Annotated in this window: 15 protein-coding genes; 9 read left to right on the plus strand and 6 right to left on the minus strand. The window is 62.2% G+C overall.

Features of this window, described 5'->3' with window-relative positions:
- Positions 1-47 precede the first annotated feature (47 nt).
- Entirely contained in the window at positions 48-1,799 is a 1,752-nt protein-coding gene (locus tag ACE4RL_RS04860; RefSeq protein ID WP_375599396.1) for a diguanylate cyclase, read from the plus strand.
- A 67-nt stretch (positions 1,800-1,866) separates the two neighbouring features.
- Positions 1,867-2,919, plus strand: a complete 1,053-nt coding sequence (locus tag ACE4RL_RS04865) for a DUF3298 domain-containing protein (protein ID WP_375599397.1) — start codon at positions 1,867-1,869, stop codon at positions 2,917-2,919.
- Here the strand turns inward: ACE4RL_RS04865 and ACE4RL_RS04870 are convergent.
- Both ACE4RL_RS04870 and ACE4RL_RS04875 read right to left on the minus strand, forming a co-directional pair.
- On the minus strand, positions 2,916-3,212 hold the full coding sequence (locus tag ACE4RL_RS04870) for a GNAT family N-acetyltransferase (protein WP_375599398.1): 297 nt from the start codon (positions 3,210-3,212) through the stop codon (positions 2,916-2,918). The two genes, ACE4RL_RS04865 and ACE4RL_RS04870, sit on opposite strands and share 4 nt — an antisense overlap.
- A gap of 23 nt (positions 3,213-3,235) precedes the next feature.
- Entirely contained in the window at positions 3,236-3,802 is a 567-nt protein-coding gene (locus tag ACE4RL_RS04875; RefSeq protein ID WP_375599399.1) for a tetratricopeptide repeat protein, read from the minus strand.
- A gap of 126 nt (positions 3,803-3,928) precedes the next feature.
- On the opposite strand from ACE4RL_RS04875, the gene ACE4RL_RS04880 reads away from it, so the two are divergent.
- Positions 3,929-4,315, plus strand: a complete 387-nt coding sequence (locus tag ACE4RL_RS04880; RefSeq protein ID WP_375600235.1) for a RidA family protein — start codon at positions 3,929-3,931, stop codon at positions 4,313-4,315.
- On the opposite strand, the gene nadA is transcribed toward ACE4RL_RS04880, so the two are convergent.
- Entirely contained in the window at positions 4,312-5,379 is a 1,068-nt protein-coding gene (gene nadA, locus ACE4RL_RS04885) for a quinolinate synthase NadA (protein WP_375599400.1), read from the minus strand. The genes ACE4RL_RS04880 and nadA overlap by 4 nt on opposite strands.
- A gap of 169 nt (positions 5,380-5,548) precedes the next feature.
- On the opposite strand from nadA, the gene eda reads away from it, so the two are divergent.
- The 4 genes from eda to ACE4RL_RS04905 all read left to right on the plus strand — a co-directional run bounded on the left by eda (position 5,549) and on the right by ACE4RL_RS04905 (position 8,890).
- Complete coding sequence (gene eda, locus ACE4RL_RS04890; RefSeq protein ID WP_375599401.1) at positions 5,549-6,184, plus strand: bifunctional 4-hydroxy-2-oxoglutarate aldolase/2-dehydro-3-deoxy-phosphogluconate aldolase; 636 nt, start codon at positions 5,549-5,551, stop codon at positions 6,182-6,184.
- A 101-nt stretch (positions 6,185-6,285) separates the two neighbouring features.
- Positions 6,286-6,972 carry a molybdate ABC transporter substrate-binding protein gene (gene modA, locus ACE4RL_RS04895; RefSeq protein ID WP_375599402.1) on the plus strand — a complete coding sequence of 229 codons (687 nt, stop codon included), beginning with the start codon at positions 6,286-6,288 and terminating at the stop codon, positions 6,970-6,972.
- Positions 6,972-7,643, plus strand: coding sequence for a molybdate ABC transporter permease subunit (modB, locus tag ACE4RL_RS04900; RefSeq protein ID WP_375599403.1), 672 nt, complete (start codon positions 6,972-6,974; stop codon positions 7,641-7,643). The genes modA and modB overlap by 1 nt, the downstream gene beginning before the upstream one ends.
- A gap of 62 nt (positions 7,644-7,705) precedes the next feature.
- Positions 7,706-8,890: an L-lactate dehydrogenase gene (locus tag ACE4RL_RS04905; protein ID WP_375599404.1), complete on the plus strand. Its 1,185-nt coding sequence runs from the start codon at positions 7,706-7,708 to the stop codon at positions 8,888-8,890.
- Here the strand turns inward: ACE4RL_RS04905 and ACE4RL_RS04910 are convergent.
- From ACE4RL_RS04910 to ACE4RL_RS04920, 3 genes are read right to left on the minus strand one after another with little or no spacing between them, the layout of a single operon-like run.
- Complete coding sequence (locus ACE4RL_RS04910) at positions 8,887-9,687, minus strand: anti-sigma factor family protein (RefSeq protein WP_375599405.1); 801 nt, start codon at positions 9,685-9,687, stop codon at positions 8,887-8,889. The two genes, ACE4RL_RS04905 and ACE4RL_RS04910, sit on opposite strands and share 4 nt — an antisense overlap.
- Positions 9,687-10,193, minus strand: coding sequence for a sigma-70 family RNA polymerase sigma factor (locus tag ACE4RL_RS04915; protein ID WP_375599406.1), 507 nt, complete (start codon positions 10,191-10,193; stop codon positions 9,687-9,689). Before ACE4RL_RS04915 ends, ACE4RL_RS04910 begins: the two co-directional genes overlap by 1 nt.
- A gap of 31 nt (positions 10,194-10,224) precedes the next feature.
- Positions 10,225-10,617 (minus strand): hypothetical protein, encoded by a 393-nt coding sequence (locus ACE4RL_RS04920; RefSeq protein ID WP_375599407.1) that lies wholly within the window; start codon positions 10,615-10,617, stop codon positions 10,225-10,227.
- A 231-nt stretch (positions 10,618-10,848) separates the two neighbouring features.
- On the opposite strand from ACE4RL_RS04920, the gene ACE4RL_RS04925 reads away from it, so the two are divergent.
- Positions 10,849-11,427 carry a TRAP transporter small permease subunit gene (locus ACE4RL_RS04925; protein ID WP_375599408.1) on the plus strand — a complete coding sequence of 193 codons (579 nt, stop codon included), beginning with the start codon at positions 10,849-10,851 and terminating at the stop codon, positions 11,425-11,427.
- A complete protein-coding gene (locus ACE4RL_RS04930; RefSeq protein ID WP_375599409.1) occupies positions 11,427-12,815 on the plus strand; it encodes a TRAP transporter large permease subunit in 1,389 nt (462 codons plus the stop codon). The genes ACE4RL_RS04925 and ACE4RL_RS04930 overlap by 1 nt, the downstream gene beginning before the upstream one ends.
- The last annotated feature ends 56 nt before the right edge of the window (positions 12,816-12,871 follow it).

Below are 12,871 nucleotides of genomic sequence, written 5' to 3' on the forward strand. Positions count from 1 at the left end.
CGTTTGCGGGCAGTTTGACGCCAGTGGGTGTCATTAGCCGGACGAGGATGACCATCTCCAGTTTCGGACGTCGCATAGCCGATACGCTCTCTTTGAGGGTGCTGATTTTCCTGGCTCTGGGCTTTGGCGCAGTGGCCGTGCCGGCCTATTTTGCCTTCAACTGGGTGATCAATTCGACGGTCATCCAGCTCGGGACGCTGTTTGCCGAAAAGCAGGTGCTTTATGACCGCCATCGGGGCCTGGGGGCGCTGGTGCGTGAAGTGTCGCTGGCCGAAACGCTGGCGGGCAGCCAGGCCATTCGGGACTGGGCGCGGGATGAGGACAATCCTGTGCTGGCGCGGCGCGGTCTCGCCGAACTGGAGCACTTCCGCCAGAATTTTGCCGACCACTCCTATTTCTTCACCATCGATGCCTCGGGTCACTATTATTTCAATGACGCGGCCAATGCCTATGCCGGGGATCAGCTGCGCTACACAGTCGACCGCGAAAACCCGCGCGATGCCTGGTATTTCACCGCCAAGGCACTAGGGGAGGGCTGTCACCTCAACGTCGATAATGACGCCAATCTGCGTGTCACCAAGGTCTGGATGAACTGTGTCATCCGCGAGGGTCAACAGGTGCTCGGCGTGCTGGGCACCGGAATCGACCTGACCAATTTCATTCAGGAGGTGGTCAATATACCCCAGCGCGGGGTGATCTCGATGTTTGTCGACCGGCGGGGCCAGGTGCAGGCCCATCGCGACGAAAATCTGGTAAGCCTGGCCAGCCTTTCCTCGGACATGAGCGACAAGCGCAGCGTCTATACCCTCGTCGACGGGCCGGAAGACAAGGCAGTGTTGCAGCGCCTGTTTGAAAGCGTCACCGGCGGGGCGGCGCTGGCGCAGTCCGCCTTCGTCACCATTGATGGCAAGCAGACGCTGGTGGGTGTGGGGTATCTTGACAAGCTCGGCTGGTACAATGTGACGCTGATGGATCTCGATGCCATCATCGACCGGCGCCTGTTCCTGCCAGTCGGGTTGTTGCTGGTAGCCGTCATGGCGCTGGTGACGGGGCTGGCCATGTTCGTATTCAAGCGGGCGGTGCTGGACCGCGTTCAGGCGCTCGAGGGCATGGTGCGCAGTGCGCGCGAGGGCGATTACGGCCCGGCTCTTTCGATGGGGACCGGGCGGCAGGACGAGATCGGGCGGCTGGCCGTCAGCTTTACCGAAATGGCCGCGGCGGTGGATGATAATAGGCGCCTGCTCGAAGCGCGGGTGCGGGAGCGAACCCTGGAGCTCGAACAATTGGCGTTCCGGGACGGGCAAACCGGTATTCTCAACCGGCGCGGCTTTGTCGCGGCGCATGCCGAGGCCAGTTCGCAGGGACCCTATGGCTTGCTGCTGGTCGATATCGATCGGTTCAAATCGATCAATGACACTTATGGTCACGCCGCCGGGGACGTGGTCGTGCTCGAGGTCGCTCGCCGCATCTCGGCGGCGCTGGGTCCGAAGGACAGCTGCGCGCGCTGGGGTGGTGACGAGTTCATTGTGCTGGTGCCCGAATGCGCGCCGGAGCGGCTGCGGGCGACGGCCCATGGGGTGACTCTGGCGATCGACGAGAACCCGGTAGTGCTCGAGGATGGCCGCAATATTGCCGTTTCGGTGAGCGCCGGGGCGTGTCTGGCCGAGCCAAGCGATACGCTGGATGTGGCGATCGATATGGCCGACACTGCGCTCTATATGGCCAAGACCCGAGGGCGCAACATGGTGGTGGTGTTCGACGCCGAGCTGATGCAGCCGCCGCGCAGTGCGCGCGGTTAGTTGCCGACGGGGTGACGGGCGGCAAAACTGGCGATATCGTCAGCCCGCCTCATGCCAGGGAGCAGAAATGGTTCGCCTCGTCCTTCCCCTTCTCGCCGTGCTTGGAAGCTTCAGCCTGCCGCCGGTTGCGGCGTTGGCGGCCAGCTTTGACTGTGCCAAGGCGGCAACGCCATTTGAACATGCCATTTGTGACAATGCCGATCTCTCGGCGGCCGATGAGCGGCTGGCCAAGACCTATGCCACAGCCATTGGCGGATTGTCGGAAGTTGCGGTCGAAGAGCTGCGCACAGACCAGCGCGAGTGGCTCGACTATGCGCAGCGGGCCTGTACCCGCGATGCGGAACCCATGACCCGCGGCAGCTATGACGAGCGCGGAATCTATTGCCTCAACGATCTGTTCAACAGCCGTAGCCGGGTGCTCGAGACCAGCCGGATGATCGAAGGAATCAGGGTCTATCCCAGCGCTCGCTATGCCGCGCTGCCGGACCCCTATGAGGCTGACAATCCCGATTCAAACTGGCCGGTGGCGCAGCATGAGCTGGCGCTGGTGCAGATCGATGGCGACGATGGCTTCGCCAAAAATTTCAATGCCCTGGTTCGAGCCGAGGGCGAGGTGATCGCCGGAGGATTTGGAGAGCAGGGCGGCCCCGAAACGATGGCCGAAGATTCTTCAAGCGATTCAACCAATTCCATCACCATTGACGAAATTTCCGGCAACCGCCTGTCCCTGGCGGTCAATACCTATTGGTATGGGCATGGTGCGGCGCATGGCAATTATACCATCAGCTATCAGCACTTCCTCAAGGACGAGGGGCGCTGGCTGGAGGCCGGGGACATTTTTGCCGGCAAGGGCTGGCAGAAGAAACTGCTCAACCTCGTCACCGAAGCAGCTGAGGCCGAGCATGGCGATGCGCTCTGGCCCGATAGCCTGGGCGACCTGACCGATGTGGTGACAGACCCGACGCGCTGGGATCTGTCCGATCCCTATGGGCTGGTGGTGCAGTTCCAGCCCTATGAAATCTCGGCCTATGCCTATGGGGCTCCAACCGCCCGGGTGAGTTGGGAGGCGCTGGCACCCATTCTGGCGGAGACGGCGGACAAATATCGCTACGGCTACTAAACCAGCAAATCCCGCCATTCGGGGTGGCGGCGGAACTGCACGACGACATAGGGGCACACCGGGGTGATCTTGAAGCCCTGTTCCCTGGCATCAGCGATTGAGGCCTTGACCAGCTTGAGGGCGATACCCCGCCCCTCAAATTCGGGGGGCACGCCGGTATGATCGATGATCATGGGTCCATGGCCGGTCTTGCTATAGGTCATTTCCGCTTCGGCGCCGGGGGCGAGGCGGATGAAATAGCGACCGCGCGTCGGGCCCTGCTCGTGATGAATGGTGTGGTCGCCATCACTCATGGTGTCGTCTGTCCTATTGGGGTTCAGCTGCGAATGGGGGGCGGGCCCAGTTCGGGAAAGAGGGCGCGTTCGGCCAGGAAAGGATGAATATCGAGTGCCTCGGTGATCGCTTCAAGGGCCAGCTCGCGCTTTCCCTGGGCTTGATAGATCAGGGCACGGCCGGAAAGCGCGCCAAAATGGCGCGGTTCGCGCGTGAGAGTTTCTACGATGTCAGCCAAGGATTTTTCATAGGCGCCGTTGAGGAAATGCGCCGTGGCCCGCATGTTCCAGCCCTCGGCATAGTCGGGATAATCGGCAATCAGCCTATCAATCAGGGGTAACTGGCTGGCCGGGCCGGCAAAGCCGCCCGTCGTCATGATTTCGGCCACGCGTGCTGCAAGCACGGGATCATCGGGCTGGATCCAGATCTGCCAGATATCGTTGGCTATGGTGCGGGCGGCTTGTGCGTCGGTTGAGGCGGAGAGCTGGGAGAAGAGCCTATCCAACTGGGCGGACTGTGCCTGGCTTTGGCCATAGGGCTGGGCCAGGCCGGGGGTGATAGGCGCCGGGGCCAGCAGCAGTGCAGCAAAAACCAGTCGGTGAATGCTCATGGCAAGCACAAGTCTGACCGGTTCGAAGGGCCAGGGCAAGCCGCATCACGGGTGGTTGACAGGACGCCATGGCGCAGGCTCGTCTGCGGGTCTGATCCGCAGAAGGTTACGCTGCCCATGAGTGAACTGCTTTATCACATGATTTCCGCCGGTCCCCGCCCCGTCGCGCCATTTAGCCACGCGGTCGAGACCGATGGCTTTGTCTTTGTCACCGGGCAGATGCCAACCGACCCGGCGGCGCCTGATGCGCCGCTACCCGAGGGTATCGAGGCGCAGACGGCGCGGGTGATGGACAATCTGAAGATCGTGCTCGACGGGATCGGGCTGGGGCTTGAGCATGTGACCATGGCCCGGATTTACCTCACCCAGTTTGAACGGGACTATGCAGCGCTTAACGCGCTGTGGCCGACATTCTTTGAACCAGGAAAACTGCCCGCGCGGACGACCATCGGAGTCACCGCGCTGGCCGTGGGGGCGCTGGTGGAGATCGATCTGATCGCCAAGCGGCCCTAGTCGCCCTTTCGGCTCAGCTCGATCATCCGTTCGACGGCCAGCCGGGCCGGGGCGATGATCTCTACGGGGATGGTTACTTCCTCAGTGCCGGTGTGCAGCGACCAGAGCACGTTTTCGAGATTGATGCGCTTCATGTGCGGGCAGATATTGCAGCCGCGCAGGAAGTCGACGCCGGTGGTTTCGCTGGCCACATTGTCGGACATGGAGCATTCGGTGACCATGACCACGCGAGGCGGCTTGGTGGTCTTGACCCAGTCGATCATGGCGGCGGTAGAGCCGGCAAAATCCACCGCGTCGATCACCTCGGGCGGGCATTCGGGATGGGCGATGATCTTGGCCGTGGGATAGGCGTGGCGAAGCTCGGAAATGTCTTCGGCGGTGAAGGTCTCGTGCACCTCGCAGGCGCCGGCCCAGGTGATGATCTTCTTTTTCGTCTTCTTGGCGGTGTTGGCGGCCAGATATTGATCCGGGATCATGATGACGGTGTCGCCCTCGACGCGATTGACGATGTCGAGGGCGTTGGAAGAGGTGCAGCACACATCGGTGACGGCTTTGACGGCGGCCGAGGTGTTGACATAGGTGACGACCGGGGCGCCGGGATATTGTTCGCGCATGGCCACGACATCCTCGGCAGTGATGCTTTCCGAGAGCGAGCAGCCGGCGCGGCTATCGGGGATCAGCACGGTCTTTTCCGGATTGAGCAGTTTTGAGGTCTCGGCCATGAAATGCACGCCGCATTGCACGATGACCGACTGGGTAACCTTGGTGGCCTCGACGGCCAGTTGCAGGCTGTCGCCCACCACATCGGCCACGCCGTGATAGATTTGCGGCGTCTGGTAATTATGGGCGAGGATAACCGCGTCTTTTTCCTTTTTGAGCCGGTTGATCTGGAAGATCAGCGGGGCATAGAAGGGCCATTCGATCTCAGGGATCTTGTCCTTGACCCGATCGAAGATCTTGTCGGTGGCGCGCTCGACTGCCTTGGAAAATTTGAGGTCGAAGCTGTCGGCCAGAATGGCACGGGCCTCGGTGAGCGGGGTCACCGCATTGATCGTCTGCACCATTTCGGGCCTCCATGCTGCCGCATCGGCAAGGCCGCCGGCTGATCGCGCGCCTCACCGCGCCGAGGCGGAACCTAGGTATTTTTGACTTTCATTGCAATGAACGCTCTTGCAGGATTTTCATCAGCCGCCTAACCCTCGTTCCAGCTTCTTCCACCAAGAGATCAAAGCCATGCCGCAGGACGCCAACGCCATTCGCTCCATTCTTTCGCTTGCGCCGGTGGTGCCGGTCATCATTCTGGACGATGTGAGCCAGGCCAGACCTTTGGCCGAAGCACTGGTGGCGGGCGGATTGCCAGTGCTGGAAGTGACGCTGCGCACCCCCAATGCCCTCAAGGTCATGGAAGAAATGGCCAAGGTGAGCGGCGCCATTGTCGGTTCGGGCACGGTGCGCAATGGCGCGCATATGAAGAGTTCGGTGGATGCAGGATGCCGTTTCATGGTGTCGCCCGGTGCCTCGCCACGCCTGCTCGATGCGGCCGAGGATGTGGCCATTCCCTTGCTGCCCGGTATTGGCACGCCGACCGAGGCGATGGCGGCGGCCGAGCGCGGCTACAGCTTCCTCAAATTCTTCCCAGCCGAAGCGCTGGGCGGTGCACCGGTGCTCAAGGCGTTCGCCTCGCCGCTGCCCGACATTACTTTCTGCCCGACCGGCGGCATCGACCCGGTCAAGGCCAAGACCTATCTGGCGCTGCCAAACGTCATCTGCGTGGGCGGCAGCTGGATCATGCCGGCTGACGCGCTGGCGAGTGGGGATTTTTCTCGGATCGAGGCGCTGGCCAGGGAAGCGAGCGCGCTCAAGGGGTAGGTTATTTGGTCCCGGATACCCCCACCCCGCCTCCCCCTGACAGGGGGAGGGGCTGGGTCGGTGGTGCCGGTGGGATCACGCTCCTCGCCGTGATGTGGCTTATGAGTGCGGTGCCCGTTTTTTCTGAGACCGCCCATGTTGCGGTGGCTGCCAACTTCACCGCGGTAGCAGAAGAACTGGCGCCGCTGTTCGAGGCCGATACCGGTCACAAGGTGGTTTTCAGCTTTGGCGCGACCGGGCAGCTTTTTGCGCAGATCAGCCAAGCGGCGCCGTTCGATGTGTTGCTGGCGGCCGACACGGCGCGTCCGGCAAGGGCGGTTGCGGACGGTTTGGCGGTCGCGGAGAGTTTAACTGTTTATGCCGAGGGACGGCTGGCGCTGTATGCGCCCGGTCTTGGTGCGGAAGCGACGCTTTTCTCGGGGGAGTTTACCAGAATCGCCATAGCGGACCCTGACGCGGCACCCTATGGGCGAGCGGCGGTTGAAACGCTGGCCGCACTGGGGCTTTATGATGCCATAGCATCGCGACTGGTGACCGGCGCGAACATCGCGCAGACGCTGCAATTTGTCGAAAGCGGCAATGCCGAACTGGGGTTCGTCGCGGCCAGCCAGGTGCTGGACAAAGACGGATTCTGGCTGGTGCCCGAGATCTATCACAGCCCCATTGCGCAGGGGGCCGTGCTGCTCAATGAGGGGGCTGACAATCCGGCAGCGTTGGCCTTTCTGGAATTCTTGCAGAGCAAGGAAGCCGTGGCAGTGATCGAAGCGGCGGGCTATTCTGTTCCCTGATGGATCTCAGCCCACTGCTTTCGCCCGTTCTGCTGACCCTGGCGCTGGCGCTTTGCGTCACCCTGATCCTGATTGTCATTGCCACGCCGGTCGCCCGGTGGCTGGCGCAGGGAGAGGGACAGGGACGCAATGCGGTGGGGGCGCTGGTGACGCTGCCGCTGGTGCTGCCGCCGACGGTGCTGGGCTTTTACCTGCTGCTGGCGCTGGGGCCGAATGGGCCCGGGGGATGGATTGCAGGATTGTGGGGGGCGAGGACGCTGGCCTTCTCATTTCCTGGCCTGGTTGTTGGCGGGGTGATCGCCTCGCTGCCCTTCATGGTGCAGCCGCTGCGCAATGCCTTTGCAGCGATCGAGACCGAAGTGCTTGAAGTGGCCGACACGCTCGGGGCGTCGCGAACGCTGCGCTTCTGGCGCATCGAGTTGCCGCTGGCCCGGCCCGGCTACCTGGTGGGGGCGGTCATGAGCTTTGCCCATACCATGGGCGAGTTCGGTGTCGTGCTGATGATTGGCGGCAATATTCCGGGACAGACCAAGGTGCTGTCCATTGCCATCTACGACTTCGTCGAGCGGCTCGAATGGGAGCGCGCGCATGTGTTGGCAGGCGCCATGGTGGTCTTCGGGTTCTGCGTGGTGTTTGCGACGCTGGTCGTGGGGCGCGGGCGGCGATCCTAAGTCAGATTGACTACTAACATGTTAGTTGATAGGCAGGCCCCACGCACACCGGAGAGCCCAGAATGACCGCTATCGACAAGGTCCTGACTGTTGAGGAAATGAAGCGGCTGGCGCATCGGCGTGTGCCAAAGATGTTCTTCGAATATGCCGATAGCGGGTCATACACCGAAGGCACCTATCGCGAGAACGAGAGCGATTTTGGCAAGATCAAGCTTAACCAGAAGGTGGCGGTGAACCTTGAGGGGCGCAATCTCAAGGTGAAGATGCTGGGCCAGGAAATCGCCATGCCGATCGCCATTGCCCCGGCTGCGACCGGCGGCATGCAGACAGCCGACGGCGAGATCAAGGCGGCCAGGGCAGCGGAAAGGTTCGGAGTTCCCTTCTCACTTTCGACCATGAGCGTCTGCTCGATCGAGGACATTGCCGAAAACACTTCGGCGCCGTTCTGGTTTCAGCTCTATGTGATGCGCGACCGCGACTTCATCAATCGGCTGATCGACCGCGCCAAGGCCGCCAAGTGCTCGGCGCTGGTGCTGACCATGGATCTGCAGATCCTCGGGCAGCGGCACAAGGACATCAAGAACGGGCTGGCGACGCCGCCCAAATTCACGCCCTATTCAATCTGGCAGATGATGCAGCATCCGCTCTGGTGCCTGCGCATGCTGGGGACCAAGCGGCATACGTTCCGCAATATCGTGGGTCATGTCGGGGGCGACCATGACCTCGCCTCGCTCTCGGCCTGGACAGCTTCGCAGTTCGACCCGACGCTCAACTGGGGTGACGTCAAATGGATCAAGGAGCGCTTCGGCGGTCCGGTGATCGTCAAGGGCGTGCTTGACGCCGATGATGCACAGGCGGCGGTGGACAATGGCGCCGATGCCATCGTGGTCTCCAATCATGGCGGGCGGCAGCTCGATGGGGCACCATCGACCATTCGCGTGCTGCCCGAAATTGTCGATCGGGTCGGCAACAAGACCGAGGTCTATCTCGATAGCGGTATTCGCAGCGGGCAGGACGTGCTCAAGGCGCTGGCCTATGGGGCGAAATCCACCTTTATCGGCCGGCCCATGCTCTATGGTTTGGGTGCCGGGGGCGAAGCGGGCGTGACGCGGGTGCTCGAAATAATGCGCAAGGAACTCGACACGACCATGGCGCTCTGCGGCGAACGCGACATTCTCAATATGGGCCTGCACAACATCTATTCCAACGACCTGCCGCCCCGGAATGCACCAAAGCCCCGCGGCTAAATGGGGCGATAGCCGGCGCCCGGCGGCGAAGACGGTGTCAATTGCGCGAAGACGCTGTCGGCGAGGTCTTGCAGGGTCTCGGCGGATTGCGGGCCGACAATGGTGCAGGTGATGGTAGCATTGGCCCAGTACAGCGCGTTGTCGCTGCCAAGGCGTACCAGTTCAATATTGGGACCATCGATGCCGCTCCTGGGCGTGATATAGAGCGTAACCCGCTCGCCGGCACTATCCTCATACATTAGCTGGGCCGCGCGGCCGCCGGGAATGGCGGGTGCGGGCAGCAGGCGTCCGCCCAGGAAATTGAAGCCGGCGGTTGCAAGATCGGGCATAGCCAGCCCGGTGCCGAGCCGATTGGACAGCCAGTTCGAGAGATGGTCGGTTTCGTCGCTGCCCACTTCCACGGCGTGCCGGTTTTCCGACACGAAGACGGTGTGGGCGCTGACAGCATCGGCAATCAGACGATTGTAGAGAGCGGGATTGTCCGCGACCGGCCTCAGCAACCAGCCGGCGGCCATGCCGATGCCCAGAACGCCCACAATCATGGCGGCCCGCCCCGCACTTTGCCAACGCCGCCGGGATTGGCTCAGGGCGAGGCGGTGGGCATTGAGGCGAGGCGGGACCGGCTCGGTCGCGACCTGTCCAAACAGGGCATCGATGGCTTCGTTCTGTCGCTGCAATTGCGCCAGTTCGATGGCGGCATCGGGGTTGTCGGCCAGCCAGGCCTCGACGGCGGCGCGGGCGTCACCATCGAGCTGTCCGTCGAGATAGGCCATCAACTTATCGCGGGTGACGTCCATTATTTGACCGACCTTAGATGCGGTTCCTGGGTCTCGCCGGTCGATTGACGCAGACTGGCGCGAGCGCGGCCCAGCCGGCTCATCAGCGTGCCCAGGGGAATATCGAGAATGCTTGCGGCCTCGGCATAGGCCATGCCTTCGAGGGTAACCAGTAGCAGCGTTTCCTTCTGTTCAAGCGGCAGGTCATCGATGGCGCGGGAGAGTTCGGCCAGTGCCAGATGACTGTGTTGCGGCGCCGGCGTGCCCAGATCGGGCAGGCTGTCGGCGTCCAGATGCTTGCCACGGCGTTGCTCGGTGCGGCGCGCATTGCGATGCAGATTGACGAGGATGGTGAAAAGCCAGGGCCGCATGGGACCGCTGGGGCGAAACAGGCCCCGGCGGGAAATGGCGCGCTCCAGGCAGTCCTGCACCAGATCATCGGCATGGTCGATATTGCGAGTGAGCGCGCGGGCATAGCGGCGCAGGGCCGGTACGCAGGCTTCGAGCTCATCGAGAAAATCGACCACGCCAAAGTTATCCCGAGCGGAACCGCTCTATCTATTCAATGGCAAGATGCCAGACGCCGCCAACGCCGTCACCCGTGGTGTCGCCTGGGTTCATGTCCTCGACCCAATAGTAAAGCGGCATGTCCTTATAGGCCCACATTCTGGTGCCATCGGTGCGCTCGACGATGGAGAAATCGCCTTCGGCCGTGGCAGCGTCATCAGCAAAGAGCGGCGGCCATTTTTCCGCGCAGGTGTCATAGCAATTGGAGACGCCCGGCTCGTCCTTGTCGAAAATATAGAGCGTCATGCCATCGGCATCGGTCAGGACCATCTGGCCGCCGATGTCGGTCGAGATGACCGCGCCGCCCAGATATTCGGCGGCCATGAGCGGGGTGGACAGCATAGCCAGCGCTGTGGCGCCGGCGAGAAGCGAACGGAATTGCATGGGATGTCCTTCCTGTTGCGAGGCCTGAAGGCGGCCTCCAGAACCACAAACACCGCTGAGGTCGCTTTAATCCCGAAAGGGACGGTTTTTTTAGGAGCAGGCGCTCTACCCAGTTTTACGGGGTGGCGGTCGCTTTGTCGGCCAAGAGCCTCTGCAGGCTATTGATGGCGGACCAGTCTCCGTCCTATCGGTCCCGGGTCCGCCGGAAAAGAGCGGGCAGGGAGGGATTGAATGCAGATATTGGCGGCGTTCACGCGCCTGATTGGCGGCTTGAACTGGCTTGTTGGCCAGGTATTGTCGTGGCTTGCACTGGCCTGTGTTCTGGTGTGTTTCACGGTTGTTGTGCAGCGCTATGTGTTCAGCACCTCGACGCTGTGGATGCAGGATCTTTATGTCTGGCTCGGTGGCGCCATGTTTACCGGGGTGGCCGGGTTTGCCCTGCTGCGCAATGACCATGTGCGGGTAGATGTGTTCTACCGTCCCGCACCGGCCCGCCGCAAAGCCATTGCCGACCTGATCGGCGTGGTGATCTTCCTCCTGCCCTATGTCTATGTGGTCTGGACCTATGGCTACCCGGCGGTGGCCCGCTCCTGGGGCTATATGGAAGGTTCGGCCAATATTGGCGGCATGCCGGGGCTGTTCATCCTGAAAAGCTTCATCCTGGTCTTTGCCGTGCTGGTCGGCCTGCAGGGCCTGGCCATGGCCGCGCGCGCCATTCTGGTGCTGGCCGGCAAGCAAGATCTCCTGCCGCCGCATCTGCGCTATGAAAACCCCGACGACAATGACCATCCCGCCGGAGAGATTGCCTGATGGATCCCGTACTGCTTGGCGAGATTCTCTCGGCCGTCATGTTCTTTGGCGTCATCGGCGTGCTCATGCTGGGCTTTCCGGTGGCCTTTTCGCTGGCTGGAACCGCGCTGATCTTCGGTCTGGTCGGCTGGTGGCTGGGGGTTTATGACCCCTCCAATTATGGCTCGCTGGCGGGCCGCTATATCGGGTTGATGACCAATGAAGTGCTGGTCGCCGTGCCGCTCTTCATTTTCATGGGCGTCGTGCTCGAACGAAGCGGCATCGCCGAGCAATTGTTGCTCACCATGGGCAAGCTGTTTGGCAATCTGCGCGGCGGGCTGGGCCTGTCGGTCATCGTCGTTGGCGCGCTGCTTGCTGCCTCGACCGGCGTGGTCGGCGCCACCGTCGTCACCATGGGCCTGATTTCCCTGCCTGCCATGCTGCGGGCCGGCTATGATCCCAAACTGGCCACCGGCGTCATCTGCGCCTCGGGCACGCTGGGCCAGATCATCCCGCCCTCGACCGTGCTGATCTTCATGGGCGACATGCTGGCCGGCATCAATTCCCAGGTGCAGATGGAAAAGGGCAATTTTGCGCCCGAGCCGGTCTCGGTTGGCGCCCTGTTTGCCGGCGCCATCCTGCCCGGCCTGCTGCTGGTCGGGCTCTATGCCGCCTTCATGATTTTCAAGGCCATCACCGATCCCAAATCCTGCCCCGCCACACCGGTCCCCGAGGACGAAAAAGCCGGGCTGATGCGCGAAGTCTTCGTTGCCCTGGTGCCGCCGCTGCTGCTGATCATCGCCGTTCTCGGCTCGATCCTGGGCGGCGTCGCCACCCCCACCGAAGCGGCCTCGGTCGGCTCGGTCGGCGCCATGCTGCTGGCCCTGCTGCGCCGCCGCATCAACTTCTCCATCCTGCGCCAGGCCGTCATTTCCACCGCCACCATCACCTCGATGGTGTTCATCATCCTGTTCGGTGCGGCGGTGTTCTCCATCGTCTTCCGCATGATGGGCGGCGACAATCTGGTGCATGAATTCCTCTCCTCCATGCCGGGTGGGGCCATCGGCGCCATGATCGTCGTCATGTTCATCATGTTCCTGCTGGGCTTCATCCTCGACACCTTTGAGATCATCTTCATCGTCATCCCGATCACCGCCCCGGTGCTTCTGGCGCTCGATGTCGATCCGATCTGGCTCGGCGTCATGGTGGGCGTGAACCTGCAAACCAGCTTCCTCACCCCGCCCTTCGGCTTTGCCCTGTTTTACCTGCGCGGCGTGGCCTCCAACGCGGTCTCGACCGGCGCCATCTATCGCGGCGCCATTCCCTTCGTCATCCTGCAACTGATCGGCATTGCCCTGCTCTTCGCCTTCCCCCAGCTCATCACCTGGCTGCCGGACGTGCTGTACTAGAGGACCATCTGTACTGAAGTCGTGATAGGGGCTGGAAGGCCATTCGGCCCTCCTCC

The sequence above is a fragment of the Devosia polycyclovorans genome, from assembly GCF_042181575.1.
GTDB lineage: Bacteria > Pseudomonadota > Alphaproteobacteria > Rhizobiales > Devosiaceae > Devosia > Devosia polycyclovorans.

Excerpts from the sequence above, each read along its gene's own strand:
- ACE4RL_RS04860 (WP_375599396.1), top strand. The coding sequence starts at position 48 with ATGACCATCTCCAGTTTCGGACGTCGCATAGCCGATACGCTCTCTTTG.
- ACE4RL_RS04865 (WP_375599397.1), top strand. The coding sequence starts at position 1,867 with ATGGTTCGCCTCGTCCTTCCCCTTCTCGCCGTGCTTGGAAGCTTCAGC.
- ACE4RL_RS04870 (WP_375599398.1), bottom strand. The coding sequence starts at position 3,212 with ATGAGTGATGGCGACCACACCATTCATCACGAGCAGGGCCCGACGCGC.
- ACE4RL_RS04875 (WP_375599399.1), bottom strand. The coding sequence starts at position 3,802 with ATGAGCATTCACCGACTGGTTTTTGCTGCACTGCTGCTGGCCCCGGCG.
- nadA (WP_375599400.1), bottom strand. The coding sequence starts at position 5,379 with ATGGTGCAGACGATCAATGCGGTGACCCCGCTCACCGAGGCCCGTGCC.
- eda (WP_375599401.1), top strand. The coding sequence starts at position 5,549 with ATGCCGCAGGACGCCAACGCCATTCGCTCCATTCTTTCGCTTGCGCCG.
- modA (WP_375599402.1), top strand. The coding sequence starts at position 6,286 with ATGAGTGCGGTGCCCGTTTTTTCTGAGACCGCCCATGTTGCGGTGGCT.
- modB (WP_375599403.1), top strand. The coding sequence starts at position 6,972 with ATGGATCTCAGCCCACTGCTTTCGCCCGTTCTGCTGACCCTGGCGCTG.
- ACE4RL_RS04905 (WP_375599404.1), top strand. The coding sequence starts at position 7,706 with ATGACCGCTATCGACAAGGTCCTGACTGTTGAGGAAATGAAGCGGCTG.
- ACE4RL_RS04910 (WP_375599405.1), bottom strand. The coding sequence starts at position 9,687 with ATGGACGTCACCCGCGATAAGTTGATGGCCTATCTCGACGGACAGCTC.
- ACE4RL_RS04920 (WP_375599407.1), bottom strand. The coding sequence starts at position 10,617 with ATGCAATTCCGTTCGCTTCTCGCCGGCGCCACAGCGCTGGCTATGCTG.
- ACE4RL_RS04925 (WP_375599408.1), top strand. The coding sequence starts at position 10,849 with ATGCAGATATTGGCGGCGTTCACGCGCCTGATTGGCGGCTTGAACTGG.
- ACE4RL_RS04930 (WP_375599409.1), top strand. The coding sequence starts at position 11,427 with ATGGATCCCGTACTGCTTGGCGAGATTCTCTCGGCCGTCATGTTCTTT.